We start from the raw sequence: 25,749 nt of genomic DNA, 5'->3' as shown, positions 1-25,749 counted from the left end.
CTATTCGGCCGTGAACTCGTACTGGACCTCGTACAGATGCCCGGCCTTCACCATGACCGTGGCCTCGATGGGCCGCTCGTCCTCGCTGTAGACCACGCGCAGCGTACGCAGCACCGGCAGCCCTCCGGGCAGGCGCAGCGCCTGGTACTGCTCCTGGGTGGGCACCCGCGCGGACACGCGGTCGACGCTGAGCCGCGGCGGGTACCCCAGCTCCGCGAGAAGCGTCGGGGTTCCACCCGGGATCTTGCGGCGAGCCGTCATCGCCGTGCCGCTGACGATGTCCAGCGGGTAGTACGAGGCAACGAGCTCGGCGGGTTCGTCATCGATCACGAGCAACTGGCGCCGCAGCAGTGCCGGATCACCTCCCGGAAGCCTCAACGCCTCCGCGACATCCGCCGGTGGCTGGACCTCGGCGACTTCGAGCAGCGTGCTGTGAGCCCGGGAGCCGCCCTTCGCCGCTTCGGTCAGCCAGCGGTACGGTTCCCCCGCACCTGCCGGGGCCATGGACGCGGCCGGGCGAACGGTCCGCTGACGGTGCTCGCGGACGGTCACCGACGCACCCGCCCTGCCGATCACCAGCCCCTCGTCCTTGAGCAGCTGCACCGCCTTCTGGACCGTGGCGTTCGAGGCGTCGAACCGCTGCTTGAGGTGGGCCGTCGAGGGCAGGTTCGCGCCGGGCGCGAGGTCTCCGCCCATGATCTGGTCCCTGAGATCGGCCGCGATCCGCTCATGCAGGGAACGCCGGTCGGCGGCGTCGGCTTCGGGTCTGGGCACGGTCATCCGATCCTGGTCTCGTAACGCAGCTTCTGGCGTCGCGGGGACATGGCCATGACGTCGACCTGAATGGGCCGGCCGGCCTCGTCCAGGGTGAGCCGCGTCAGTTGGAGGACCGGGTCTCCCTCCGGCATCGCCAGCTGCTCGGACTCGGACCCGGTCGCCCGCCGCGCGGTCACCTCTTCACGTACGCGTACGCCGACGTGGCCCAGCTCCGCCAGGAGCCTGACCGCCCCACCGGGGATCCTGGCCGTCCCGGCGAGGCCGGTGCCGCCCGCGATGGCCAGCGGGTAGTAGGTGTCCGTCAACTCGCAGGGCTCGCCGTCGAGGTACATGATCCTGCGTCGGGCGACGACGCTCTCCCCGGCCGCCACCCCGAGCAGCTCCGCGACCACTTCCGGGGCCTCCACCTCGCCCGCTTGGACGATGCGCTGGCTCCCCCGGCGCCCCTCGGCGGCGGCCTCGGCCGCCCAGGTGTCGCCCGGAGCGCCGGAGGGCGCGGCGAGGTAGGGCGTCGACGTACTGACCCATTCATTACCGCCCATGCGCTTCTCCTCCGCAGCTCCCACCGACACGACACCCAGCGTGCCTCATCTCCGGACGGGAGGCCCAGTCGCCTCCCCACCAGAGAGCACCTTGCCGCCTTTCACGAATAGCAGTAAGGTCGTCGCCACGTTACAACCCGCAAGCAAGGCGGTGAACCCCCGTGTCCCTGGTGCAGCAACGACGCTTCACCCGCAGGCGCACCTCTGTGGGTGCCTCACGCACGTTCGTCACCGGCGTCCTCGCCGAGTGGCAGCTCCACACCTTGATCGAGGACATAAGGCTGTGCGTCTCGGAACTCGCCACCAACGAATTGCTGCACGGTGTTCCGCCCGGCCGCGAGTTCAGCGTCGTCCTCCATCGGAGCGAGGACCAGGTACGGCTGGAGGTCCGCGACAGCGGACCCGGTCAACCACGCGTACAGCAGGCCGCTGAAGTCGCCTGCTCCGGACGCGGCCTGCACCTCGTCCGGGAACTCGCCGACGACTTCGGAGTCGATGACCACGTCGTCGGCAAGACCGTGTGGCTGATCTTCAAGACCTCGTCATGAGGGTCAACTCTCGCGTTTCGCCATGGGCGTGATCAGTCCCGACCTCTCCTGTCGCCCCCGGTCAACAACTGGCCTCCACAACTGGTCCATTCGGCTGCAAACGAGCGATCGCACTTCATTCCCCTCCGCCCGGCTGCCGACAACCAACGCATGATCATTTCTCCCTCACGACGCTCCAAGACACTCGCCGCCGCAGCAGCCACCCTGTGCGCGCTCACCGTCTCGGGCGCGCTGCCCGCCTCCGCCTCCGGCTCCCGTGCGGTGCCGGCCGCCGCCGAGGCGCCCCTGCTGGTGTCCGTGGGCGACAGCTTCATCTCCGGTGAGGCCGGTCGCTGGGCAGGCAACAGCAACCGGAGCGCCGACGGTTACTCCGGCACCGACCGGGCCTGGGACCCGGCGACCGGCGGGAGCGACCCGTACCGGGTGTACGGGTCGTCCTACGACAACGGCTGCAACCGCTCCGACGTGGCCGAGGTCCAGTCCGTCACGCTCGACGTCAGCCGCCTCAACCTCGCCTGCTCGGGGGCGACCTCGAAGGCGGTGCTCCTTCCGGAGAGCGGCGGCGAGCCGTTCAAGGGCGAGCGCTCGCAGGCCAGGGAGCTGGAGGACGTGGCGATCGGCCGGGCGGTGCGCGCGGTCGTCGTGTCGATCGGCGGCAACGACCTCGGCTTCTCCGACATCATCACCGGCTGCGCGACCGAGTTCGTCAAGCCCTTCGGCGGCGAACCGTGCGCACCGGACGCGGCCGAGCAGGTCGCCGAGCGGCTGCCCGGCGTGCGGCAGGCGGCCGTGAACACCCTCGCCGACGTGCGGACCGCGCTCGACCGGGCGGGCCACCCGGCCGGCTCGTACCGGCTGATCCTCCAGTCGTACCCCTCCCCGCTCCCGGACGCCGGCCGCATCCGCTACCCCGGCGAGAAGTACGACCGGCTCAAGTCCGGCGGCTGCCCCTTCTTCGACAAGGACCTCACCTGGGCGCACGACGAGCTGGTCCCGGAGATCAGCTCGGTCCTGGCGGACGCGGCCGACGAGGGCGGCGCGGAGTTCCTGGACCTCTCCCGGTCGTTCGAGGGCCGCGAGGTGTGCTCGACCTCCACCCGGCACGCCGACGCCACCCATGCCCCCTCCGGTGACACCAGCGAGTGGGTCCGCTTCGTGACCTCCGGCCTCGGACAGGGCCAGAAGCAGGAGTCCCTGCACCCCAACCGCTACGGCCAGCAGGCCCTCGGCACCTGCCTGACCCTCCAGCTGGAGCAGCCGTCGGGCGACCGCCGCTGCACCAACACCGCCGGACAGGGCCCTGCCGCGATGCGGCTGGACTCCATCGGCTGACCCCCTTTGCGGGAACGGGTGCGGTACGCCGTCGGCGTACCGCACCCGTTCCCGTCCCGCGACGCTCAGGCCCTCACGACCCCAGGATCGTCGTGAGGAATTCCCCCGTCCACGCCAGCAGTTCGCGTCCCACCACCGGCTTTCCGCCGATCTTGCCCGTCGTCGGACGCGGCACCAGGATCTGGTGGACCGCCGGCTTGATGACCGTCTTCGGGTACAGCCGCTTCAGGCGCAGCTCCTGGGACTCGCGCAGTTCCACCGGCGCGAAGCGGATGTTCGGGCCCTGGAGCACGATGTCGCCGACCCCGCACGCGCGGGCCAGCATGCGCAGCCCGGCCACCAGGAGCAGGTTCTCGACCGGCTCCGGAAGCTTGCCGTAGCGGTCGGTCAGCTCCTCGCGGACCGCCTTGATGTCGTCCTCCGAGGACGCCGACGCGATCGAGCGGTACGCCTGGAGGCGCAGCCGCTCGCCGGGGGCGTAGTCGTGCGGGACGTGCGCGTCGACCGGGAGCTCGATCTTGACCTCCAGCGGCGGCTCCTCCTCCACGCCGCCCTCCAGGGACGCCCGGTAGTCGGCGACCGCCTCACCCACCATGCGTACGTACAGGTCGAAGCCGACGCCCGCGATGTGGCCGGACTGCTCGCCGCCGAGGAGGTTGCCCGCGCCGCGGATCTCCAGGTCCTTCATGGCGACGTACATGCCCGCACCCATCTCGGTGTGCTGGGCGATCGTCGCCAGGCGCTCGTGGGCGGTCTCCGTGAGGGGCTTCTCCGGCGGGTACAGGAAGTACGCGTAGCCGCGGTCGCGGCCACGGCCGACGCGGCCGCGCAGCTGGTGCAGCTGGGAGAGACCGAAGTTGTCGCCGCGCTCCACGATCAGCGTGTTCGCGTTGGAGATGTCGATGCCGGACTCCACGATCGTCGTGGAGACCAGCACGTCGAACTTCTTCTCCCAGAAGTCCACCACGACCTGTTCCAGGGCCTGTTCGGACATCTGGCCGTGCGCCGTCGCGATCCGCGCCTCGGGCACGATCTCGCGCAGCCGCGCCGCCGCCCGGTCGATCGACTCGACCCGGTTGTGGATGTAGAACGCCTGGCCCTCGCGCAGCAGTTCACGCCGGATCGCGGCGCCGATCTGCTTCTCCTCGTACGGACCGACGAAGGTGAGGACCGGGTGGCGCTCCTCGGGCGGGGTGGTGATGGTCGACATCTCACGGATGCCGGTGACCGCCATTTCGAGCGTACGGGGAATGGGCGTCGCGGACATGGTCAGCACGTCCACGTTGGCGCGGAGCTTCTTCAGCTGCTCCTTGTGCTCGACGCCGAACCGCTGCTCCTCGTCCACGATGACCAGGCCCAGGTCCTTGAACTTCGTCTCGGACGAGAACAGGCGGTGGGTGCCGATGACCAGGTCGACGGAACCGTCCTTCAGCCCGGCCAGCGTCGCCTTGGACTCGGCCTCGGACTGGAAGCGGCTCAGCGCGCGCACGTTGACGGGGAACTGGGAATAGCGCTCGGTGAACGTGCCGTAGTGCTGCTGCACGAGCAGCGTGGTGGGGACGAGGACGGCGACCTGCTTCCCGTCCTGCACCGCCTTGAACGCGGCGCGGACCGCGATCTCCGTCTTGCCGTACCCCACGTCGCCGCAGATCAGCCGGTCCATCGGGACCGACTTCTCCATGTCCTCCTTGACCTCGGCGATCGTCGTCAGCTGGTCGGGCGTCTCCGCGTACGGGAACGCGTCCTCCAGCTCGCGCTGCCAGGGGGTGTCCGGGCCGAAGGTGTGGCCGGGGGCCGCCATCCGGGCCGAGTACAGCTTGATCAGGTCGGCGGCGATCTCCTTGACGGCCTTCTTGGCCCGCGCCTTCGTCTTCGTCCAGTCCGCGCCGCCGAGCCGGTGCAGGGTCGGGGCCTCGCCGCCGACGTACTTGGTGACCTGCTCCAACTGGTCGGTCGGGATGTACAGCCGGTCGCCGGGCTGCCCGCGCTTGGCCGGGGCGTACTCGACCAGCAGGTACTCGCGCGTCGCCCCCTGCACCGTGCGCTGCACCATCTCGATGTAGCGGCCGACGCCGTGCTGCTCGTGCACGATGTAGTCGCCGGTCTCCAGCGTCAGCGGGTCGATCGTCTTGCGCCGCCGCACCGGCATCCGGCCCAGGTCCTTCGTGGCGGTGCGCTGGCCGGTGAGGTCGGTCTCCGTGAGCACGGCCAGCTTCAGGCCGGGGTGGACGAAGCCGTGGTCGATGGCCCCGCACGAGACGTGCACCACGGACGGGGAGATCTCGTCCAGGTCCGGGTCGAGCCGGGCCGCGATCCCCTCGCCGCCCAGCATCTCGACCGTACGCGAGGCGAGCCCCTGGCCCTCCGTGACGTACACCGTGCGCCAGCCGTCGGCCAGCCGGCCCTTCGTGTCGGCGAACGCCCGCGCGGTGTCCCCCCGGTACATCTCCGGCGCCTGCATGCCCAGCGCCAGGGTGTCCGCGTCCAATTCGGCGTCGGCGGCGAACGGGGAGATCGACCACCACATCATGTCCAGCTCACGGGCCCGCTCCCGCACGTCCGCGATGCCCCGCAGCGAGGCCGCGCCCACGTCGATCGGGGCCTCGCCGCCGCCCGCGGACGCCGCCCAGGACGCCTGCAGGAATTCCTGGCTGGTCGCCACCAGGTCCGCGGCCCGGGTCCGGACCCGCTCGGGGTCGCAGACGACGGCCATCGCGCCCTTGGGCAGCACGTCGAGCAGGAGCTCCATGTCGTCGACGAGGACCGGCGCCAGGGACTCCATGCCCTCCACCGCAATGCCCTCGGCGATCTTGCCCAGGAGCTCGGCCAGCTCCGGATGGGCCTCGGCGAGCACGGCGGCCCGCTCCCGCACCTCGTCCGTCAGCAGCAGCTCCCGGCAGGGCGGCGCCCACAGGCCGTGCTCGGCGACCTCCAGGGACCGCTGGTCGGCGATCTTGAAGTAGCGGATCTCCTCGACGTCGTCGCCCCAGAACTCCACCCGGAGCGGGTGCTCCTCGGTCGGCGGGAACACGTCCAGGATCCCGCCGCGCACCGCGAACTCGCCGCGCTTCTCGACCAGTTCGACCCGGGCGTACGCGGCTGCCGCCAGCGCCTCCACGGTCTCGCCGAGGTCCGCGCTCTGCCCGGTGCGCAGGGAGACCGGCTCCAGGTCCGCGAGCCCCTTGACCTGCGGCTGGAGCACGGACCGGATCGGCGCGACGACGACCGAGACCGGCCCGGTCTCCGGGTCGTCGGCGCGCGGGTGCGCGAGGCGCCGCAGCACGGCGAGCCGGCGGCCCACGGTGTCGGAACGGGGCGACAGGCGCTCGTGGGGCAGGGTCTCCCAGGACGGGAACTCCGCGATCGTGTCCGGCGGCAGCATGGTGCGCAGCGCGGCCGCCAGGTCCTCCGCCTCCCGGCCGGTCGCGGTGACCGCGAGGACGGTCCGCCCGGCGTCCCGGGCCAGCGCCGCGACGGCGAAGGGCCGCGCGGCGGGCGGGCCCACCAGGTCGATGTGCATCCGGTGGCCGTCACCGGCGGCCTTCACCGCTTCGTCGAGCGCCGGATCACGTACGACGACATCCAGCAGACCGTTCAGGCTCATGAAGGGCTTCCGTCCGGGTGAGAAGAGGGGCCTGACGGCCGGCTGCCGCCAGGGCGCGCTGCCCCGGGGGCAACGCGAAGGGCCCGACACGTATGACGGGCCGGGGGTTACTAGCGTACGACTCCGGGAAGGGGGCCGCTGCGCGACAGGGGTCCCGTAGGCCACACACGCGCCCCGGCCCCGGGCCCCTCCCCCGTATCCCACACGCACCGGCCCCGGCGCGCTCCGAGGAGCGTGCCGGGGCCGGTTCCGTCAGCCGGGGGCGTCCGTCTCACCCGTCCGTGGCGATCGCGTTCAGGACGTTCATCCGGCCCGCCCGGAAGGCCGGGACCAGGGCGGCGAACAGTCCGACGAAGGCGGAGGCGACGAACACCGTGATGATGGTCGGCCACGGGATGTCCAGGACGCCCAGGCCCTCCAGGGCCAGCAGATTCTGGGCCGAGGTGCCCCAGCCCATGCCGAGGCCGAGGCCGAGCAGGGCGCCGAAGAGTGCGATGACCACGGACTCCAGCCGGATCATCCGGCGCATCTGGCGGCGGGAGAGGCCGATGGCACGCATCAGGCCGATCTCGCGGGTCCGCTCCACCACCGACAGGGCCAGGGTGTTCACCACACCGAGCACCGCGACGATGATCGCCAGGGCCAGCAGGCCGTACACGACGTTCAGGAGCTGGCCGATCTGGTCCTTCAGGTTCTCCTTGAAGTCGGCCTGATTCCGCACCTTGTACTGCGGGTACTTCGCGACCGAGCTCTTCAGCGCCGCGTACGCCGCGTCCTCCTGGCCGTCCTTCGCCTTGGCGAACATGATCATGTTCTGGGGCATCTTGCCGGCGGGGACGTACCGCTGCGCGGTCGAGGTGTTCAGGTACATCGCGCCCTGGTCGAGGGCGGTCTCGTCCGAGGTGATCGCGGCGACCTTCAGCTTCGCCGTGTCGCCCGCCTTGAACGCGACGGTGATCGTGTCACCGACCTTGACGTGGTGGGCGGTGGCGTACTCCTCGCCGACCGACATGGCGTCCTTGCCGTACGCCTTGTCCAGGTCGCCGGAGAGGACCTCGCGGCGCACGTCCTCGGCGTACGTCGGGTCGGCCGCCGTGACGTGCTCGTCCGACGCCTTGCCGTCCGGGCCGGTCAGCTTCGCGCCGAGGACCTTGTAGTGCGTGAGGTGCTCGATGCCCTGGGCGGAGGCCAGCGCCTCGGCGGCCTGCGGGACGATCAGCTGGCCGTTGGCCGACTCCACGATGAAGTCCGCGCCCACCGACTTGTCCAGTTCGTCGGTGGCCGAGGCGACCATGGACGAGCCGACCACGGAGAGGCAGGCCACCAGGGCGAGGCCGATCATCAGGGCGGCGCCGGTGGCGCCGGTGCGGCGCGGGTTGCGCAGCGCGTTGCGCTCGGCGAGCCGGCCGACCGGTCCGAAGAACCTCAGCAGGACGGCGCTCAGCGCCCGTACGACGACTCCGGCGAGCAGCGGGCCGATCACGATGAAGCCGACGAGGGTGAGCAGGACCCCCAGGCCGAGGAGGCCGGAGCCGTCGCTCGCCTCGTCCACCCGCGTCGTCGCCCACAGGGCGGCGGCGCCGGCGCCGGTGACGACGAGGCCGAGACCGGCCCTGACCCAGCCGGACTTCGCGTCCGCCGGGGTGCCGGCGTCGCGCAGGGCGGCCATCGGGGAGACCTTGCCCGCCCGGCGGGCCGGGATGTAGGCGGCGAGGACGGTGACGATGATGCCGAGCGCGAGCCCGACCACCGGGGTCGTCCAGGCGATGGTCAGGTCCTCGGTGGACAGCTCCATGCCGACGGCGCCCATGACCTTCATCAGCCCGACGGCGAGCCCGATGCCCGCGCCGACGCCGAGGACGGAACCGACGATGCCGAGGAGCACCGCCTCCAGCAGCACCGAGCGGTTGACCTGCTCGCGGCTGGAGCCGATGGCCCGCATCAGGCCGATCTCACGGGTGCGCTGGGCGACCAGCATCGAGAAGGTGTTGACGATGAGGAAGATGCCGACGAGGAAGGCGATCCCGGCGAAGCCGAGCATCGCGTACTTCATGACGTCGAGGAACGACCCCATGGAGTCCTTGTTGTCGGCGGCGGCCTCGTCCTGCGTCTGGATCTTGTACGCGGCGGAGCCGTCGAGCGCCTGGGCCACGTTCCGCTTCAGCTGGGCGTCGCTGACGCCCTCTTCGGCGGTGATGGAGAGGTGCGTGAAGCGGTCGGGGGCGCCGAGCAGGGCGCGCTGGGCGGTGGCGGTGTCGAGGTAGACGACGGCCGCGCCCGGGTTGGTCACCTTGAAGGCGGCGATGCCGGTGATCTTCCCCTTGATGTCGCCGGTGGCCGCGATGGTGCGCAGCTCGTCGCCGATCTTCAGGTGGTGCTTCTCGGCGGTGTCGGCGTCGACCATGACCTCGGCCGGGCCGCGCGGGGCGCGGCCGGAGCTGATCTCCATGGAACGCAGGTCGTTCTGCGTCCAGTTGCCGGCGAGGGTGGGGGCGCCGGTCTCGGAGCCCATGTTCTCGTTGTGGCTGTCGACCACGGTGACGGAGGAGCTGGAGACGGCGCCCTCGGCCTTCTTCACCCCGTCGGCCTTCGCGGCCTTCGCGAGGACGGAGGCGGGCAGCGACTCGGGCTTCCCGTTCTCCGGGATGTCGGTCACCTTGGCCTTCTTCGGGCTGACGGTGACATCGGCTGAGGTGGCGGCGAAGAGCTTGTCGAACGTGGTGTTCATGGTGTCGGTGAAGACGAGCGTGCCGCAGACGAACGCCACCGAGAGCAGGACGGCGACGGCGGAGAGCGCCATGCGTCCCTTGTGCGCGAAGAAGTTGCGCATCGAGGTCTTCCAGACGGTCATGAGGTCCGCCCGCGCGCGTCGAAGTCCTTCATGCGGTCCAGCACCTGGTCGGCGGTGGGGTTGTGCATCTCGTCCACGATGCGGCCGTCGGCCAGGTAGAGCACCCGGTCCGCGTAGGAGGCGGCGACCGGGTCGTGGGTGACCATGACGATGGTCTGGCCCAGCTCGTCCACGGACCTGCGCAGGAAGCTCAGGACCTCGGCACCGGCCCGGGAGTCCAGGTTTCCGGTCGGCTCGTCGCCGAAGATGATCTCCGGCTTGGCGGCGAGGGCCCGCGCCACGGCGACGCGCTGCTGCTGGCCGCCGGAGAGCTGGGTGGGCCGGTGCTTGAGGCGGCCGGCCAGACCGACGGTCTCGACGACCTGGTTGAGCCAGGCGGTGTCGGGCTTGCGGCCGGCGATGTCCATCGGCAGCGTGATGTTCTCCAGCGCGTTCAGCGTGGGCAGCAGGTTGAACGCCTGGAAGATGAACCCGATGCGGTCGCGCCTGAGCTGGGTGAGCTTCTTGTCCTTGAGCCCGGTGATCTCGGTGTCGGCGACGTGGATCTGGCCGGACGTCACGGTGTCGAGGCCGGCCAGGCAGTGCATCAGCGTCGACTTGCCGGAGCCGGACGGGCCCATGATCGCGGTGAACTGCCCGCGGGCGATGTCCACGTCGACGTGGTCGAGGGCGACGACCCGGGTCTCTCCGGACCCGTACGCCTTGACGACCTGCCGCGCCCGCGCAGCCACGGCCGTACGCCCTCCAGTGCCCCCGTGCCTGGGAATGGTTACAGCCGTTGTCACGGTTTTTCTCCTATGTCGGTCAGCGACGGGTTGTCGCCGTCTGCTGTGAAGTCTGCTGTGGGGAGGGGGTCCGGCGCGCTGGTGCCCAGCGCAGTCTTCCGGTGGGGTTTTCCCCACCCCGTTCCCTGCGGTCCGCCCTTCGGCGGTGCGTCCTCGGTGCTCGCGCCGTACGTCTTCGGTACGACGACAACGCTACGGAGGGGCCCCGGCCCCGCGCGTCCTCCACCGGGAGGAACGGCCCCTGGCCCGCTGTAAGGAGCTCCCCCTAGGGGGCTGGCCCCCCGGGTGGACCCGGGTCTCAGGGACTGCCCCCAGGGGTCCACACCCCGGGGTGGAGACGCGGACTAACGGCGCCGGGGGGCGAGCGCCGCGCGCACGGCCGGAGTGAGGGCGGCGCGGATCTCGGCGGGGGTGAGGGCCGCCGGGGTGGGGAGGGGATTCAGGTAGCGGGTGTAGATGATCCCGCCGAGCACCGTCACCACGGCGGTGGCGCGGGCGGTCGCGTCCGGGCCGCCGAGAAATTCAACGAGCCGCCCCAGCAACTCCTGTTCCAGGTAGTCGCGGACGGCCTCCCCGGCGGCCTCGCCCCCGCCGGCGAGCCGACGGAATCCGGTGTCCTCCCACAGGCCCGTCACCGCGTCGATGAGCCGTCCGGGCAGGGTGGCCGGATCGCCCCGCAGCACCTCGTCCACGGCCAGCGCCTCGGCACACCCGACCTGCATGACCTCGGCGAACAGGCCGCGCTTTGAACCGAAGTGATACGCGATCAGGGCCGCGTCGACCCCGGCGGCCACGGCCACGGCGCGCAGCGTGGTGGCCCGGTAGCCGCGCTCCAGGAACAGCTCGCGCGCGGCCGCGACGAGCGAGGCGCGGGTCGGCGGGTTGCCCCGCGGGCGGCCGCGGGGCCGGGCGGGGGCGGCCACGGCGTTATTCATCAGCGTTGAGCGTGCGGTGCGCGGTCCGCACAGTCAAGGGCGTTCCCACCGCACCCCGAAGGAAGCAGCCCCGCCATGCGCATCACCCTCTTCGGCGCCACCGGCCCGACCGGACGCCATCTCACCGAGCAGGCCGTCGCCGCCGGCCACGAGGTCACCGCGGTCGTCCGCCGCCCCGGTTCGCTGCCGGCCCGCCCCGGGGTCACCCAGGCCGTCGCCGACGCGACCGACCCGGCCGCCGTGGACGCGGCGGTCGAGGGGGCGGACGCGGTCCTTTCCGCACTGGGGGCCCGTTTCAGCAAGGTGCCCATCACCCTGTACTCGCGGAGCGCCGGGGCCATCACCCGGGCCATGGACCGGCACGGCGTGCGGCGGCTCCTGGTCGTCAGCTCCAGCATCGCCGACCCCGGGTGGCGGCCCACCGGGGCGCACTTCTTCAACCACGTGCTGGACCCGCTGGTGAACCGGCGCCTGGGCCGCACCCTGCACGCGGACATGCGCCGCATGGAGGACGTCGTCGGCCGCACGGCCCTCGACTGGACCCTGGTGCGCCCGTCGGGCCTCTTCGAGCACCCCGAGGTCACGGACTACCTCACCGCCCCGTCCAGCGCGGACGGCGTCTTCACGGCCCGCTCCGACCTCGCCGCGAGCATGCTGCGCGAAATGGAGGAACGACGCCATGTGCGTACGGCCATGGGCGTCGTCACCACCGCCGTGAAGCCGAACATCGCCAAGCTGATCTGGAACGAGGGGGTGCGGAAGAGGTGAGTCGGGACCGGCTCACCGCCACCGCCCGCGGCTTCCTCACCCTCGACCGCACGGCCACGCTCACCACCCTGCGCCCCGACGGCACCCCGCACGTGGCCCCGGTCCGCTTCACCGTCGACGCGGCCACCGGCCTCGCGCGGGTGACCACCCGGGCCACGGCCCGCAAGGCCCTCAACGTGGCGGCGGCCGGCCCGGCGGCCCGGGTCGCCCTCTGCCAGGCGGACGGCTTCCGCTGGATCACCCTCGAAGGCCGGGCCTCGGTGACGGGAGATCCCGTCCGGCTGGCGGACGCGGTACGCCGCTACACCGCCCGCTACGGGGCGGCCCCGCCCGATCCGCCGGACCTGGTGGTCATCGAGATCACCGTCGACCGGGTCCTCGGCCTCAACGTATGAAATCCACTGAACAGAAAGCGATGTGACGCCCCCTCATGCCCACCGTTCCGGTCCTCGGCACCACCGTCCACTACCGCGAGTCCGGCGACCCCGGCGGTCTGCCGTTCGTCTTCCTGCACGGCAACCCCACCTCCTCCCACCTCTGGCGCGACGTCCTGCCGAAGGTGGCCGCGCCCGGGCGCCGGCTGCTGGCTCCCGACCTCGTCGGGATGGGCGACTCCGGTAAACCGGACATCGCCTACTCCTTCGAGGACCATGCCCGTCACCTGGACGCCTGGTTCGACGCGCTCGGTCTGGCCGAGGCCGTGCTGGTCGGCCACGACTGGGGCGGCGCGCTCGCCTTCGACCGGGCCGCGCGCCTTCCGGGGACCGTCCGCGGGCTGGCCTTCACGGAAACGATCGTCAAGCCGCTGTACGGCGACGAGTTCCCGGCCGCCGGACGCGAGTTGTTCACCGTCCTGCGGACGCCGGGAGCGGGCGAGGACATGGTCCTGGAGCGGAACGCCTTCGTCGAAGGGCTTCCGGCCACGCTCGCCACCCCGCTCGACCCGGCCGACCTCGACGTCTACCGCCGTCCGTTCCCGACCCCGGACAGCCGCCGCCCGGTCCTGGCGTGGACGCGCATGATGCCGCTGGACGGTGAGCCCGCCGATGTGGTGGCGCGGATCGAGCGGTACGACGCCTGGCTGGCCGCGAGCCCCGGAGTGCCGAAGCTGCTGGCGGCCTTCGAGCCGGGCCCGGGCGCCATGACCGACGCGGCGACCGTGGCCTGGTGCGAGGCGAACATCGCGGGCCTGGAGGTCTCCCGCCACGGACCGGCCGGCCACCACTCCCCGGAGGACCGGCCGGAGGAGCTGGCCTCGGCGATCAGCGCGTGGGCGGCGCGCCACGGCCTGCGGGCGTGAGGCCGCGCCGATTGCCGGACGCCCGGCCCGGCGCCCCGTGCGGGGGCGGCGGGCCGGGCGTCCGGGGTGCGCGGGGTCAGCCCTTGGCCGTCGCCGTCTCCGGGGCGGCCGGGCTGTCCGTCCGGCCGGAGGACGGGGCGGAGCCCCGTACCGCCGGGATGAAGGCGGAGATCGCGACCGCGACCAGCGCGACACCGCAGCCGAAGACCAGGCCCGTACGGAAGCCTGCCTCGGAGGTGAAGGTGTAGCCGCCCGTCTCGGTGGTCATCTGGGCGAGGACCGCGCCGATCACGGCGGCGCCGATCGAGGTGCCGAGGGCGCGCATGAGGGTGTTGAAGCCGTTGGCGGCGGCGGTCTCGGAGGCCGGGACCGCGCTCATGATCAGGGCGGGCATCGCCCCGTACGCGAGGCCCACGCCGCCGCTGCTGACCATGAGGAACAGCATCAGGCCCCAGGCGGAGCCCATCAGCAGGATGCCGAGGCCGTAGGCGGCGGCGATGACGAGGACGCCGGAGATCAGCGTGAACTTCGGGCCGCGGGCGTCGGTGAGCTTCCCGCCGAACGGCGAGACGACCATCATCATGATGCCGCCGGGGGCCATCCACAGACCGGCCTGGAGCATCGTCTGGCCGAGTCCGTAGCCGGTGGCCTCGGGGAACTGGAGCAGCTGCGGCGCGATCAGCATGCCGGCGTACATGCCGAAGCCGACGAAGAGCGACGCGATGTTGGTGATGAGCACCCGGGGGCGGGCGGTGGTGCGCAGGTCGACCAGCGGGTCGGTGGTGCGCAGCTCCCAGAGGCCCCAGACGAGGAGGATCACCACGGCGGCGGCGAACAGGCCGATGGTCGTCGTGGAGGCCCAGCCCCAGTCGGCGCCCTTCGAGACCGCGAGGAGCAGGCAGACCAGGCCGGCCGCCAGTCCGAGCGCGCCGGGCACGTCGAAGCGCTGCCCCGCGGCGCCCGCCGGGACGTCCGGGATCAGGGCCCAGATCAGCGCGCAGATCGCGGCGGCCAGCACGGCCGAGCCCCAGAACAGCACGCGCCAGCTGGCGTACTGCGCGACCGCCGAGGCGATCGGCAGGCCGAGCGCGCCGCCGATCCCGAGCGAGGCGCTGACCAGGGCGATGGACGAGCTCATCTTCTCCGGCGGCACCACGTCGCGCAGCAGGGCGATCCCGAGCGGGACCATGCCCATGCCCATGCCCTGGAGCCCGCGCCCGACGATCATCGGGACGACGGAGGACGAGAGCGCGCAGACCACCGAGCCCGCGATCAGCGGCACCGAGCAGGCGAGCAGCATCCGCCGCTTGCCCAGCAGGTCGCCGAGGCGGCCGGACACCGGCACGCACACCGCGGAGACCAGCAGCGTCACGGTGATGACCCAGGCCGCGTTGGAGGACGAGGTGTCCAGGATCTTGGGCAGTTCCGCGATGAGGGGCGTGACCAGCGTCTGCATGACCGCGGCCACGGTGCCGGCGAAGGCCAGGGTGGCGACGACGGCGCCTGTCCTGGCCGTCGGCTGGGGGGCATCCATGAGGGGGACTCCTTGGGGCGTGGTCCCGCCTGCCGGGACAGCGACATGCATCGTACATGCCCAATGTGTCATACACATTATGTGCTGCGTACATACTCCATGCGAGAATGGGGCGCCGCCCACGAGCAGCAGAAGCAGGAGGCCGTCGCCATGCCCAGGCCCACGGAAGAGGTGGAGTACGAGCAGATGCTGCTCGGCCGCCACAGCCTCGCCGACCACCGCGGCGGACGCCACAAGTACGCCCTGCTGGACCGCAGCGCGTACATCCTGCTGAGCCGGCTCCGCGTCCAGGGCCCCATGTCCAACCCCGAACTCAGCGACGCCTTCGGCCTCGACGCCTCCACCCTCAACCGCCAGACCGCCGCCGTGACCCGCGCCGGGCTCGCCGAACGCATCCCGGACCCCGACGGCGGCATGGCCCGCAAGTTCCGCATCACCCACGAGGGCGCCCGGCTGCTGGACGCCGAGCGCGAACGCGTCGTGCGCTCGCTGGACCAGGTCATGCACGACTGGCCCGACGAGGACATCGCGGCCTTCGCCCGCTACCTCAAACGCTTCAACAGCAGCATCGAAGAACTCTCGCAGCGCCCCTGGCCCCGGCCCTGAGGACCCGTCAGCCGCGCGCCTGCTCCCGCCCGGGCTCCGGCTCCGCCGCCGGGGACACCCGCCCGGTCAGCGCCGCGAGCGAACTCCGCACGTGAGCCATGTGCGCCTGGACCTCGTCGCGGCCCTCCTCGTGCTCCCGCAGTATGCGCTCGGTCTCCCGCACCACCCGCTCCTCACGCACCCGCGCCCGCGCGATCAGCTCGGCCGCCCGCGCCTCCGCATCCTCCCGGCCGTGCCGCGCGGCCTCCTCGGCCTCCGCCCTGGCCCGGCGCGCGGCGGCGAGATCCGCCTCCGCGCGCTCCAACAGCCCGGCGTGCTCCGCCGCCTGCGCCGCCTCGGCGTCCGCGATCTCCCGCTCCGCCGCCTTGTGCCGCTCGGCGTGCTCCTGCTCCTGGTGCGCCAGCACACTCGCCGTACGACTGCGGGTGGCCGCCATCGCGGACTCCGCCTCCGCACGCAGCCGCACAGCCTCCGCACGGGCCGCCTCCAGCGCCTCACCGGCCGCCGCCTCCGCCGCGGCCACCAGCTCACCGGCCGCGCTCTCCGCCGCCGCCCGGACCGCCTCCGCGTCCGCGCGCGCCGCGTCCCGCAGGGCCCGGGCCGCCGCGTCCGCCTCGTCCCGGAGCGCCTGCGCCTCCTCGCGCGCCGCACCCAGGAGCGCCCCCGCCTCCTCCTCGGCCAGCGCCAGAATCCGCAGCGCCCGTTCCCCCAGCGGCCCGTAGTCCGGCGGGGCCAGCCGCGCCACGACCTCGTCCAGCCGGGCCGACTCAGCCGCCAGCTCCTCCGCGAGCTCCGTCAGCCGGGCCACCCCCGCCACGGCCTCGTCACGCTCCGCGGACAGGGCCGCCACCACCCGGTCCACCTGCTCCGGGCGGTACCCACGGCCCCGCACACCGACGAACCCGTACGCGGACACCGGTGCAGAACTCATCCCTGACGCCTCTTTCCGATCTTCCCGACTCCGACGCTCCGGCCACCGAGCGATAGGTCAAGGATGCGGCAATTGGTCGGGAAGTCTGAATCGATGCGGCGCTTTCCGGACGGAAGCGACCGGCATCACACGAAGCCACGGGCATCACCCACGGAAAAGGCGTGGTGCCCGGCCCCCCGAAAGGGACCGGGCACCACGCCCCGCGTACGGAACGGTCAGATCAGTCCGTCCCACATCTGCTCCAGCAGCACCGACCACCAGCTCTCCGGCGACGCCAGCGCCGCCGCGTCCAGCGCCACCAGCTGCGCCTGGAAGTCCACCGTCCAGCGGCCCGCCTGCTCCGGATTCAGCCCGTACCGCAGCCGCCACATCCGGCCCAGCAGCGCCATGCAGCGCACGAACTCGGGCAGCCCCGTGTTCACGAACTGCGGCGGCACCGGCGCACCGCCCGGACCCGCCTCCACCGGCACCGCCACGATGTGCGCGGTGCCGTACTGGACGCAGATCGCCCGGCCGAAGTCCGAACCCATCACCAGATACGAGCCCGCGTCGGACGCGGGCTGCACCTGCCGCTGGGCCGCCAGCTCCGCCAGCGTCGGCACCACGGGCTGCCCCGGCTGCGCCCAGAAGAACGGCCCGAAGTCGGCGGGCAGACCCGCCCACACCAGGGTCCGCGCCACGAGCTCGGGCACCCCCTGACGGGACACCGCGCGCTGGTCGAAGCGGAGGATGCCCTGCGGACCGAAGGTCTGCATCATCTCCTCCGCCAGCGCCTCCGGCGGCACCGGCGGCGCGGGCTGCATCTGCGGCAGCGGCGCCCGCACCGGCGCGGGCCTCGCGGGGCCGTCCGCCACCTGGTGCAGCTCGCCCTGGTGCGTCAGCAGATGCTGCATGCCCTGCTGCCGGCTCGCGTGGTCCGTCCCGTACGGGGCGACGGAGGTGATCCGCACCTGCGGCCAGGTCTCCCGGATCATCCGGGCGCAGTAGCCACCGGGCAGCTCACACGACTCCAGCTCCGTGTGCAGCTCGATCACCTGCTGCGGCGGCACGTTCATCGCCCGCAGCTCGTGCAGCATCTGCCACTCGGGATGCGGCGTGCCCGGCGCCGAGCGGCGGATCAGCTGCTGCTCGCTGCCGTCCGGCGCCCGGAACCGCAGCACGGCCTGGTAACCCGGACCAACGGTCGGCTGACCGGCCGGGGCCTGCGGATAGCCGTACGCGGGCGGCGCGCCCACCGGCGGACCCGGCGGCTGCGGCGCCCCCGGACCGGTCTGCGCGGGCCCCGCGAGCATCGTCGCCGCGTGGTGCACCCCACCCGGGCCGGGCGGAGGCATCGCCCCCGGCGGCGGAGGCGGCTGCTGCCCGACGGGCGCTCCGGGGCCTCCGGGCGCACCAGGGGCCCCGGGCGGACCGGGCGGCTGCGGCGCGCCCGGAACACCCGGCGGACCGGGCGGCTGCGGGATGCCCGCGCCGGACGAGGCGTCGGCGAACATCGTGGCCGCCTGGTGCACCCCGCCACCGGCGGGCGGCGGCGTCGGCGGGCCGGGCGGCTGCGGGGCACCGGGCGGGCCCAGCTGGGAGACGAGCTGCGTCGGCACATAGCCGCCCGCCGGCGCGCCGGGCGCACCCGGGCCCGAGGGCGGCGGCACCGGAGCGCCGGGCCGGGCACCCGGGGTGCCGGGGGCACCGGGCGGCGGCGGAGGCGTGCCCCCGCGCGAGGCGCGCGGCGGAATGGCCGCCTTGCTCGTCGCGGCATCGGCGATGTCCCCGGGCCCGCCCGCAGGCCCGGGGGGCGGGGTGTGCTGGGCCGGCGGGGGCGTGTGGTGGGCCGGCGGGGGCGTGTGGTGGGCCGGCGGGGGCGTGTGCTGCCCCGGAACCGGCGGACCGGGCACGGCGGTCCCGGGCACGGGCGGACCCGGCACCGGCGGCCCCACCGGCGGACGCTCGCCGCCCAGACTCGGCGCGATCGCGGTCTTCGGGAGCGCGCTGCCGCCCGACATCAGCGCCGTCGGCGCGTCCGCCGGAACGACCGGAGGCAACTCCTCCTCGTCGTCGGCACCCGACAGCGGCGGCGCGAACACCGTCGCCGGAAGCGCCACCTCCGCGTCGTCCGAGTCCGCGTTCACATCGGTGCCCGCCCACGGAGTGGCCCCCACGGGCGGCTGGAGCGAGGACGCCGGTACGCCGTCCGAAGCGGTCGGCTCGTACGCCACCGAACCGCCCTGCGAGGGCGTCGGGGACGACGGGATCGGGGCGGGCGGCGGGAAGGACGACGGGGACTGCGGCGCGGGCGGCGGGGTCTCGTCCCGCTCCGCACGCCGGTCCGGGATGCCCAGCTTGTCCGCCGCGTCCTGGAGCCATTCCGGCGGGCTCAGCAGGAACGACGTCTGATTCAGGTCCACCCGCTCGGGCGGCGCCGGGGCGGCGGGCTCCACTTCCTGCGAGCCGTACTCCTCCTCGTACCGCCGGATCACCTCACCGACCGGCAGCCCGGGCCACAGCGTCGCCTCGCCGCTGTCCCGCGCGATCACCAGCCGCTGACGGCCGCCGTCGGACACCGGTCCGTCCGCACGGTCCTCGGCCCACACCACGAATCCGAGTTCGAATTCACGGACGCGCACCTCGCGGTGCTGGTACGCGGGAACGTCACCGTTCACCCATTCCTCGGCGCGCTCCTGCGCCTGAGCGAAGGTCACCATCGCGCTCACCCCTCCACCAGGACGGCCTGCGCGAAGCCGCCGTCCACCATCAGGTTCGCCACCGTCTCCAGCTCCGGCGGATTGCCCGCCAGCCGCTGGAGGAACGCGTCGAAGTCCTCACCGCACGGCAACAGCAGCCGGTCCACCCGCTCCTGCACCGTCCAGCCGTCCCGGTCCCGGGCGTCGTCGTACGCGCAGAACCACACCGACCCCAGGGCCGCGCCCCGCACCTTCACCGCGAGCAGACCGCCCTGCACGAAGGCGACCCCGAGGTAGTCCTTCGTCAGATGGTCACGCAGGCACTTGTTGACGTACACCAGGTCGTTCACGGCGGCCTCCTCGCGCACCGTGAAGAACGGCTGGTCGATCAGGAGACCCAGCTCCGCGTCGAGCGCCGTGCCCACCGGGGCCGAACCGCCCGCCGCCTTCAGGAACGAGCGGTACGCCCCCGGCAGCCGGTAGCCGAGGTCCTCCTCGACGCCCAGGATCTGCTGCTCGGTCACCGCCACGGCACCCTTGGGCAGCCGGAAGTGCGCGGGACGCGTCTCCTGGAGCGGGCGCGTGCCCCGCTTGTCCTGGTCCACCTCCGTGGACGCGAGCCCGCCGTGGTGGCGCAGCAGCGCCTTCACCTCGACCGGGATCAGCTCCATCCGGCGGCCCCCCGGCACGTGGTGCCAGGTCCAGCCGTGCGGCGTCGCGACCGGCGGGATCGTGTCCCACAGCTCGTGCCCGGCCTCGGCCAGCGCCGCGTTCGCGGACACGTAGTCCGTGAGCCGCAGCTCGTCCACACCGAAACCCTGCGGAGGCTCCGCGATCTCCGCCGCGGCGCGCGCGTACGGCGAGAAGTCCGGACAGCCGTTCTCGTCCATCCGCACCCCTCTGGGGTGACGGGACGCCCGGACCGGGTCCGGGAAGTGCACGAGCTGCCCGGCGTAGGCCGCGTTCGGTGGCGCGGCTTGCTGCCCGAGCCGACCTGTCGTCATGGCGGTTGCCCCCTGCTGCGTCTGGCTGATGAGGACCGACCTGCCCAGGAGGCGGTCCAGGCACAGCCTAAGCGGTGTCACCCGTACGGGGACCGGCCCCGGCATCCCCAGGCCAGAACCGTCACCAAACGTCACAACCGCGTGACGTTGGAGCGACGGAAACGTCCACGGACCGCGACACGCAGACACGTTTCAGCGACCCAGCTTTCACAGGACCCGACACATTTGGCAGGCTGTCACCCGCATACACGGGGGCGTGCACACCAAGCAGCGGCCGCTGCGGGCACGGGAGGGACACAGCACCATGCACACCGCACACTCTGCACAGACCGTCACCACCGGGGACCCACGACTGAGCTGGAGCAGCACCGAGAAGAGCCCCGCACCCCGGCTCGGCCAGCGCCGCGACGGCATCCTGCCCGCCGTCGCCGCCGCCCTTTCCGTACGCGGCGAAACACTCACCTGCACCGCCGGCAAGGGCGACCAGCCGCCGGTCCTGCACCACCTCGTCCAGGACTTCCTGGACACCCTCCCCAGCGCACAGCGCGAACGGTTCACCGGCCGCTGCCCCGAGGCCATACTCCTCTCCCGGCACCTCACCGCCGCCGAGTCCGGGCGCTCCAAGCGCGCCCAGCGCAAGCCCCTCACCAACGGCGAGGCCCGCCGCGCCCTCAAGCACGCCCGGCTCACCGCCCGCCGCATCCGCGAGGACGGCGACCCGCTGCACGGCAGCTACGCGGCGCCCTGCCGCTCCTGTGCCGTCATGCTCGCCCACTTCGGCGTACGCCCGGTCGACCTCACCGCCGACGGCGCGGCCACCACCGCAGAGAAGAGCTGACCGCGTCCATGCACGACCGCACCGACCTGCCCCGGCAGACCGGCCCCGACCGCCACTCCGCCACCCGCTTCCCCGTCGCCGTCGACGCCGCCCTGCGCGCCGCCGGCTGGGCGCCCGGCCGCTGGGACATCCGCCAGGCCGAGGAATGGGCCGACGCCCTGCGCTCGCACGCCTCGCCCGCCGGGCACCAGCACGCCGTCTTCCCCGCCGCGGTCGAGGCGTGGGCCGAGTTCGGGGGCCTCCACATCACCGCCACTGCGCCGGGACGCCAGATCGCCCCTCCGGCCGTCCGCATCGACCCGCTGAGCGGGCTGCACCTGGCCCGCACCCTCGGCGACCTCGGCCGCGCGCTGGCGACCGAGGTCGCGCCGCTCGGCGAGGAGGGGGACGGGCAGGCCGTCCTCGCGATCGACCTCGCGGGGCGGGTGTACTCCATCGACCACACCGGGGACTGGTACCTCGGCCAGGACATCGACACGGCGCTCGCGACGCTCGTGACCGGGCTGCAGCCGGAGCGGCTGGTCTCGGGCTGAGGAGGCCCACCGGACCGGGGCCTCACGCCGGGTGCGCGGTCGCCGCGGGCCCCTCGGGCTGCCGGTTCACGCCGGGCAGGCGGTCACCACCGCGAGGGTTCCGTCCTCAAACGCCGGACGGGCTTGCAATGCCCCCGCCCTCGTCCGGGAGGACCGCCGAGACTCTGAAGCCGCCCGCGTCCGTCGGGCCCGAGACGAAGACACCCCCCAGGGCCAGGACGCGTTCCCGCATGCCGATCAGGCCGTTGCCACCGCTGGGCAGACCCGCGTCCGCCGTCGCCGCGTCCGTCGGACCGTTCTCCACCTGCATGGCGACCTCGACACCCCGGTGCGCCAGCCGCACCCACGTCTTCGCACCCGCCGCGTGCTTGTGGACGTTGGTCAGGGCCTCCTGCACCACGCGGTACGCCGTCTGCTCGACCTCGGGCGCGTACGCGCGGGCGGAGCCCTCGACGGAGAGCTCGACGGTCATGCCCGCCGCCCGCGACTGGCCGACCAGCGCCTCCACCTCCTCCAGCCGCGGCCCGTCCTCCGCGGCCGCCTGGGCCGCCCGGCCCACGGAAGCCAGCGGCACCTGCCGCACCCCACGGGCGGGCGCCGGGTCACCGGAGCGCAGCACACCCAGCATCTCGCGCAGCTCGGTGAGCGCCTGGCGCCCCATGTCGCCGACCAGGGCCGCGTTGCGCACGGCCTTCGCCGGGTCCTTGGGCGCCACGGCCTGCAGCGCCGCAGCGTGCACGACCATCAGGCTCACCCGGTGGGCCACCACATCGTGCATCTCGCGGGCGATCCGGGTCCGCTCCTCCGTACGGGCCCACTCGGCCCGCTCCTCGGCCCGGTCCGCGAGCAGCGACAGCTCCCGCTCCAGCGAGTCCGCGCGCTCCCGCAGGCTCTCCATCAGCCGGCGCCGCGCTCCTATGTACAGCCCGAACAGCACGGGCGGGGCGGTCAGCCCGACGGCCATGAAGAGGGACAGCATGGGCACGTACCAGTCGCCGGGCCCGAAGTCGGCGTTCTCGTCGACGCCCTGGCGCAGCCGTACGTACGTCACGATGAACGTCCCCACCAGGGACATGCTCATCAGCACCGCGGTGATCCGCCGGGGCACCTCGGACGCGGCCAGCGTGTACAGGCCGACGAGGCCCATCAGGAAGCCCATCTCGGCGGGCGTCGTCGCGATCGAGACCAGCACCACGGCGATCGGCCACCGCCGCCGCACCAGCAGCACGGCCCCCGCGATCACCCCGAACACCACTCCGAAGGGCACCGGGAGCCCGGCGTCCCCCGCGAAATCCACCCCTTCGAGCCCGCACTCCGCCGCCGAAACGAGCGCGAGCCCCACATCCAGCGCGACACTCCGTCGCCGTTCCCACCACCAGTAGCCACGGGTGGTCGGACCCGCCGCTTCCCGGTCTTCCCCCGTTGCGGTCATGGCATCCAGCGTACGGGCGCCCGCATCCCATTTTCGGGTGACCTGCACAGCACGTCGTACGTTCGACCGGAGGCCGATTGGGGAACAACCGCCCGAAATGGCGAATCGTCCACCCATTCGACCCGGACGTCCGGATTCCGGACAACGCTTGGCGCATGACGGAAATCACGAGCAAGTACGCGGATTTCGAGGGCCTGCGCGAACGGGCGGTGGCGTTACGACGGGAGGGGTTGAGCCGCCGCCAGATCCGGGACCGGCTGCACGTCGACAACAACGACATCCTCAACCGCCTGCTGGAGGGCGAGCCGCCGCCTGAGTGGACGAAGCGCCCGCGCGCGAAGGACGACCTGCGGGCGAGAGCACGGGAGCTGCGGTTGGAAGGGAAGACGTACGACCAGATCCAGCTGGAGCTGGGGTGCTCGAAGGGGTCGATCTCGCTGTGGGTGCGGGATCTGCCGAAGCCGGTACGAAGCCGCTCGGCCGTCGAGCAGGCGCAGCTCGCCGGCCGGATGCGGTGGGACCATGAGCTGGCCGTGCGGGACGCGGAACGACAGCGAACGAAAGCAGAGGCCAGGAGCGAGATCGACGCCTTGACGGACCGAGAACTCCTGCTCCTGGGAGTCGCGCTGTACTGGGCGGAGGGCTCCAAGGACAAGCCCTACGCCCGGCGCGAGAACGTCATGTTCATCAACAGCGATCCGAATGTGATCCAGGTGTACCGGGCGTGGCTGCGGCTGCTAGGCGTCACACCCGACCGGCTGGGCTACCGAGTCACGATCCACGAAAGCGCGGATGTCGAAGGTGCCGAACGCTATTGGGCCGACCTGGTGGGCATCGATGTGGCAGACCTCCAGAAGACGACCTTGAAGAAGCACAATCCCAAGACGGTTCGCAAGAACACAGGGGATGCGTACCGGGGATGCCTCGTGCTTCGTGTTTCTCAGGGCGCCGAGTTGTATCGTCGGATTGAGGGCTGGTGGAGCGGCATAGCGGATCAGGCCCAACTCCGCCTCGGGTAGGGTCTGCTCCTGTGATCCGCCGTGGGGTAGCGGCATCCCGCAGGCCTTTGGAGCCTTGAGACGCTGGTTCGAATCCAGCCGGCGGAGCCCACACGTACGGGCCCCGACCACCTCGGTCGGGGCCCGCGCCCATGTCCGGTCCGACGCCCCCCGGTATCCTGCGGATGTCCACCACCCGAAGCCGAAGGGCCTATCCGTGAGCTCCGTACGCCCGGCAGCCGTCGTCGTCCTCGCAGCGGGTGAGGGCACCCGCATGAAGTCGAAGACCCCCAAGGTTCTGCACGAGATCTCCGGGCGCTCGCTCGTCGGTCATGTCGTCGCCGCCTCCCGCGAGCTGGACCCCCAGCACCTCGTCGTGGTCGTGGGCCACGCGCACGAGCAGGTCACCGCCCACCTCACCGGCGCCGACGCGCAGGTGCGCACCGCCTACCAGGCCGAGCAGAAGGGCACCGGGAACGCGGTGCGGGTCGCGCTCGACGAGCTGGGCGGGGTCGTCGAGGGCACCGTCGTCGTCGTGTGCGGGGACACCCCGCTGCTGTCCGGCGAGACGCTGGGCGCGCTGGCCGCGACGCACACCGCCGACGGCAACGCCGTCACCGTGCTCAGCGCCGAGGTCCCCGACTCCACCGGCTACGGGCGGATCGTGCGCGACGCGGCGAGCGGCGCGGTCACCGAGATCGTGGAGCACAAGGACGCCAGCGACGAGCAGCGGGCGATCCGGGAGATCAACTCCGGGGTGTTCGCGTTCGACGGGAAGCTCCTCGCCGACGCGCTCGGCCAGGTGCGGACGGACAACAGCCAGGGCGAGGAATACCTCACCGACGTCCTGTCGATCCTGCGCGAGGCCGGGCACCGGGTCGGCGCCTGCGTGGCGGGCGACCACCGGGAGATCCTGGGCATCAACAACCGGGTCCAGCTGGCGGAGGCCCGCCGGCTGCTGAACCAGCGGCTGCTCGAGCGCGCCATGACGGCGGGTGTGACCGTTGTGGACCCCGGCTCGACGCTGATCGACGTCACGGTGACGTTCGAGCGGGACGCGATCGTGCACCCCGGCACGCAGCTGCTGGGCACCACGCACCTCGCGGAGGACGCCGAGGTCGGCCCGAACTCGCGGCTGACGGACACCGTCGTGCACGCGGGCGCGCGGGTGGACAACACGGTGGCGGACGGCGCCGAGGTGGGCCCGGGGGCGCTGGTGGGCCCGTACGCCTACCTGCGGCCGGGCACCAAGCTGGGCCCGAAGGCCAAGGCGGGGACGTACGTCGAGATGAAGAACGCGACGATCGGCGAGGGGACCAAGGTCCCGCACCTGTCGTACGTGGGCGACGCGACCATCGGCGACCACACCAACATCGGCGCCGCGAGCGTGTTCGTGAACTACGACGGGGTGGCCAAGCACCACACGACGATCGGGTCGCACTGCCGCACCGGGTCGGACAATATGTTTGTGGCGCCTGTCACGGTCGGGGACGGGGTTTACACCGCCGCCGGCTCGGTCATCACGAAGGACGTGCCGTCCGGTTCGCTGGCCGTGGCCCGGGGCCAGCAAAGGAATATCGAGGGTTGGGTGGCGCGCAAGCGTCCCGGAAGCGCCGCCGCGCAGGCGGCTCAGGCGGCGGAGGAGAGGCCGGCCGGCGAAAGCTGACCGGAAACAGGTGCGTCCAGCACCGCGTACCGTGATAGATGCTCACCCCATTTCGGCTGGCTCGTTGCACATCGGGACATCTGCGTG

At 72.5% G+C, this 25,749-nt stretch carries 21 protein-coding genes and 1 tRNA gene; 11 read left to right on the top strand and 11 right to left on the bottom strand.

What is annotated here, in order from left to right:
- Together AB0L33_RS17975 and AB0L33_RS17970 are read right to left on the bottom strand one after the other, a co-directional pair.
- Positions 1-780: a GntR family transcriptional regulator gene (locus AB0L33_RS17975; protein WP_365682415.1), complete on the bottom strand. Its 780-nt coding sequence runs from the start codon at positions 778-780 to the stop codon at positions 1-3.
- Complete coding sequence (locus AB0L33_RS17970) at positions 777-1,319, bottom strand: UTRA domain-containing protein (RefSeq protein ID WP_365682570.1); 543 nt, start codon at positions 1,317-1,319, stop codon at positions 777-779. The genes AB0L33_RS17975 and AB0L33_RS17970 overlap by 4 nt, the downstream gene beginning before the upstream one ends.
- 161 nt (positions 1,320-1,480) lie before the next feature.
- Between AB0L33_RS17970 and AB0L33_RS17965 the strand changes: the two genes are divergently transcribed.
- Positions 1,481-1,867 (top strand): ATP-binding protein, encoded by a 387-nt coding sequence (locus tag AB0L33_RS17965; protein ID WP_365682413.1) that lies wholly within the window; start codon positions 1,481-1,483, stop codon positions 1,865-1,867.
- 150 nt (positions 1,868-2,017) lie between these two features.
- Entirely contained in the window at positions 2,018-3,199 is a 1,182-nt protein-coding gene (locus AB0L33_RS17960) for a hypothetical protein (RefSeq protein WP_365682411.1), read from the top strand.
- A 73-nt stretch (positions 3,200-3,272) separates the two neighbouring features.
- On the opposite strand, the gene mfd is transcribed toward AB0L33_RS17960, so the two are convergent.
- The 4 genes from mfd to AB0L33_RS17940 all read right to left on the bottom strand — a co-directional run bounded on the left by mfd (position 3,273) and on the right by AB0L33_RS17940 (position 11,374).
- A complete protein-coding gene (mfd, locus tag AB0L33_RS17955) occupies positions 3,273-6,803 on the bottom strand; it encodes a transcription-repair coupling factor (protein WP_365682409.1) in 3,531 nt (1,176 codons plus the stop codon).
- A 271-nt stretch (positions 6,804-7,074) separates the two neighbouring features.
- Positions 7,075-9,654 (bottom strand): FtsX-like permease family protein, encoded by a 2,580-nt coding sequence (locus tag AB0L33_RS17950; protein ID WP_365682407.1) that lies wholly within the window; start codon positions 9,652-9,654, stop codon positions 7,075-7,077.
- Complete coding sequence (locus tag AB0L33_RS17945; protein ID WP_365682405.1) at positions 9,651-10,439, bottom strand: ABC transporter ATP-binding protein; 789 nt, start codon at positions 10,437-10,439, stop codon at positions 9,651-9,653. The genes AB0L33_RS17950 and AB0L33_RS17945 overlap by 4 nt, the downstream gene beginning before the upstream one ends.
- Positions 10,440-10,783: 344 nt before the next feature.
- Positions 10,784-11,374 carry a TetR family transcriptional regulator gene (locus tag AB0L33_RS17940; protein ID WP_365682403.1) on the bottom strand — a complete coding sequence of 197 codons (591 nt, stop codon included), beginning with the start codon at positions 11,372-11,374 and terminating at the stop codon, positions 10,784-10,786.
- A gap of 75 nt (positions 11,375-11,449) precedes the next feature.
- On the opposite strand from AB0L33_RS17940, the gene AB0L33_RS17935 reads away from it, so the two are divergent.
- From AB0L33_RS17935 to AB0L33_RS17925, 3 genes are read left to right on the top strand one after another with little or no spacing between them, the layout of a single operon-like run.
- Entirely contained in the window at positions 11,450-12,142 is a 693-nt protein-coding gene (locus AB0L33_RS17935) for an NAD(P)H-binding protein (protein ID WP_365682401.1), read from the top strand.
- Positions 12,139-12,537 (top strand): pyridoxamine 5'-phosphate oxidase family protein, encoded by a 399-nt coding sequence (locus AB0L33_RS17930; protein WP_365682399.1) that lies wholly within the window; start codon positions 12,139-12,141, stop codon positions 12,535-12,537. Before AB0L33_RS17935 ends, AB0L33_RS17930 begins: the two co-directional genes overlap by 4 nt.
- A 35-nt stretch (positions 12,538-12,572) precedes the next feature.
- The gene (locus AB0L33_RS17925; protein WP_365682397.1) at positions 12,573-13,442 is read left to right on the top strand and encodes a haloalkane dehalogenase; all 870 of its coding nucleotides are present in this window, start codon (positions 12,573-12,575) and stop codon (positions 13,440-13,442) included.
- A 76-nt stretch (positions 13,443-13,518) separates the two neighbouring features.
- Here the strand turns inward: AB0L33_RS17925 and AB0L33_RS17920 are convergent, their stop codons facing one another.
- Positions 13,519-14,976 (bottom strand): MFS transporter, encoded by a 1,458-nt coding sequence (locus AB0L33_RS17920; RefSeq protein ID WP_365682395.1) that lies wholly within the window; start codon positions 14,974-14,976, stop codon positions 13,519-13,521.
- Positions 14,977-15,126: 150 nt separating this feature from the next.
- On the opposite strand from AB0L33_RS17920, the gene AB0L33_RS17915 reads away from it, so the two are divergent.
- Positions 15,127-15,582, top strand: a complete 456-nt coding sequence (locus tag AB0L33_RS17915; RefSeq protein ID WP_365682568.1) for a MarR family transcriptional regulator — start codon at positions 15,127-15,129, stop codon at positions 15,580-15,582.
- Between the two features lie 7 nt (positions 15,583-15,589).
- Here AB0L33_RS17915 and AB0L33_RS17910 read toward each other — a convergent pair whose 3' ends face one another.
- The 3 genes from AB0L33_RS17910 to AB0L33_RS17900 all read right to left on the bottom strand — a co-directional run bounded on the left by AB0L33_RS17910 (position 15,590) and on the right by AB0L33_RS17900 (position 20,195).
- Positions 15,590-16,513, bottom strand: a complete 924-nt coding sequence (locus AB0L33_RS17910; protein ID WP_365682393.1) for a cellulose-binding protein — start codon at positions 16,511-16,513, stop codon at positions 15,590-15,592.
- Positions 16,514-16,728: 215 nt separating this feature from the next.
- Positions 16,729-19,212 (bottom strand): SUKH-4 family immunity protein, encoded by a 2,484-nt coding sequence (locus tag AB0L33_RS17905; RefSeq protein WP_365682391.1) that lies wholly within the window; start codon positions 19,210-19,212, stop codon positions 16,729-16,731.
- A gap of 5 nt (positions 19,213-19,217) precedes the next feature.
- Positions 19,218-20,195 carry an SMI1/KNR4 family protein gene (locus AB0L33_RS17900; protein WP_365682389.1) on the bottom strand — a complete coding sequence of 326 codons (978 nt, stop codon included), beginning with the start codon at positions 20,193-20,195 and terminating at the stop codon, positions 19,218-19,220.
- Between the two features lie 304 nt (positions 20,196-20,499).
- Here AB0L33_RS17900 and AB0L33_RS17895 point away from each other — a divergent pair, with 304 nt between their 5' ends.
- Together AB0L33_RS17895 and AB0L33_RS17890 are read left to right on the top strand one after the other, a co-directional pair.
- Entirely contained in the window at positions 20,500-21,033 is a 534-nt protein-coding gene (locus AB0L33_RS17895) for a YwqJ-related putative deaminase (protein ID WP_365682387.1), read from the top strand.
- An 8-nt stretch (positions 21,034-21,041) separates the two neighbouring features.
- Positions 21,042-21,566 (top strand): SUKH-3 domain-containing protein, encoded by a 525-nt coding sequence (locus AB0L33_RS17890; RefSeq protein ID WP_365682386.1) that lies wholly within the window; start codon positions 21,042-21,044, stop codon positions 21,564-21,566.
- 106 nt (positions 21,567-21,672) lie between these two features.
- Here AB0L33_RS17890 and AB0L33_RS17885 read toward each other — a convergent pair whose 3' ends face one another.
- Positions 21,673-22,998 (bottom strand): histidine kinase, encoded by a 1,326-nt coding sequence (locus AB0L33_RS17885; RefSeq protein WP_365682384.1) that lies wholly within the window; start codon positions 22,996-22,998, stop codon positions 21,673-21,675.
- Positions 22,999-23,153: 155 nt separating this feature from the next.
- Here AB0L33_RS17885 and AB0L33_RS17880 point away from each other — a divergent pair, with 155 nt between their 5' ends.
- The 3 genes from AB0L33_RS17880 (at position 23,154) to glmU (ending at position 25,662) form a co-directional block, all read left to right on the top strand.
- On the top strand, positions 23,154-24,017 hold the full coding sequence (locus tag AB0L33_RS17880; protein ID WP_365682382.1) for a hypothetical protein: 864 nt from the start codon (positions 23,154-23,156) through the stop codon (positions 24,015-24,017).
- A gap of 15 nt (positions 24,018-24,032) precedes the next feature.
- Positions 24,033-24,104 (top strand) — tRNA-Gln (locus AB0L33_RS17875).
- 109 nt (positions 24,105-24,213) lie between these two features.
- Positions 24,214-25,662: a bifunctional UDP-N-acetylglucosamine diphosphorylase/glucosamine-1-phosphate N-acetyltransferase GlmU gene (gene glmU / locus AB0L33_RS17870; protein ID WP_365682380.1), complete on the top strand. Its 1,449-nt coding sequence runs from the start codon at positions 24,214-24,216 to the stop codon at positions 25,660-25,662.
- Positions 25,663-25,749: the final 87 nt, after the last annotated feature.

It is taken from the genome of Streptomyces sp. NPDC052299, from assembly GCF_040679335.1.
Lineage (GTDB): Bacteria > Actinomycetota > Actinomycetes > Streptomycetales > Streptomycetaceae > Streptomyces.
This window is presented reverse-complemented; position numbering and strand designations above follow the sequence as displayed.

Coding starts and splice junctions, on each gene's coding strand:
- AB0L33_RS17975 (WP_365682415.1), bottom strand. CDS start 780: ATGACCGTGCCCAGACCCGAAGCCGACGCCGCCGACCGGCGTTCCCTG.
- AB0L33_RS17970 (WP_365682570.1), bottom strand. CDS start 1,319: ATGGGCGGTAATGAATGGGTCAGTACGTCGACGCCCTACCTCGCCGCG.
- AB0L33_RS17960 (WP_365682411.1), top strand. CDS start 2,018: ATGATCATTTCTCCCTCACGACGCTCCAAGACACTCGCCGCCGCAGCA.
- mfd (WP_365682409.1), bottom strand. CDS start 6,803: ATGAGCCTGAACGGTCTGCTGGATGTCGTCGTACGTGATCCGGCGCTC.
- AB0L33_RS17950 (WP_365682407.1), bottom strand. CDS start 9,654: ATGACCGTCTGGAAGACCTCGATGCGCAACTTCTTCGCGCACAAGGGA.
- AB0L33_RS17940 (WP_365682403.1), bottom strand. CDS start 11,374: ATGAATAACGCCGTGGCCGCCCCCGCCCGGCCCCGCGGCCGCCCGCGG.
- AB0L33_RS17935 (WP_365682401.1), top strand. CDS start 11,450: ATGCGCATCACCCTCTTCGGCGCCACCGGCCCGACCGGACGCCATCTC.
- AB0L33_RS17925 (WP_365682397.1), top strand. CDS start 12,573: ATGCCCACCGTTCCGGTCCTCGGCACCACCGTCCACTACCGCGAGTCC.
- AB0L33_RS17920 (WP_365682395.1), bottom strand. CDS start 14,976: ATGGATGCCCCCCAGCCGACGGCCAGGACAGGCGCCGTCGTCGCCACC.
- AB0L33_RS17915 (WP_365682568.1), top strand. CDS start 15,127: ATGCCCAGGCCCACGGAAGAGGTGGAGTACGAGCAGATGCTGCTCGGC.
- AB0L33_RS17910 (WP_365682393.1), bottom strand. CDS start 16,513: ATGAGTTCTGCACCGGTGTCCGCGTACGGGTTCGTCGGTGTGCGGGGC.
- AB0L33_RS17905 (WP_365682391.1), bottom strand. CDS start 19,212: ATGGTGACCTTCGCTCAGGCGCAGGAGCGCGCCGAGGAATGGGTGAAC.
- AB0L33_RS17900 (WP_365682389.1), bottom strand. CDS start 20,195: ATGACGACAGGTCGGCTCGGGCAGCAAGCCGCGCCACCGAACGCGGCC.
- AB0L33_RS17895 (WP_365682387.1), top strand. CDS start 20,500: ATGCACACCGCACACTCTGCACAGACCGTCACCACCGGGGACCCACGA.
- AB0L33_RS17890 (WP_365682386.1), top strand. CDS start 21,042: ATGCACGACCGCACCGACCTGCCCCGGCAGACCGGCCCCGACCGCCAC.
- AB0L33_RS17885 (WP_365682384.1), bottom strand. CDS start 22,998: ATGACCGCAACGGGGGAAGACCGGGAAGCGGCGGGTCCGACCACCCGT.
- AB0L33_RS17880 (WP_365682382.1), top strand. CDS start 23,154: ATGACGGAAATCACGAGCAAGTACGCGGATTTCGAGGGCCTGCGCGAA.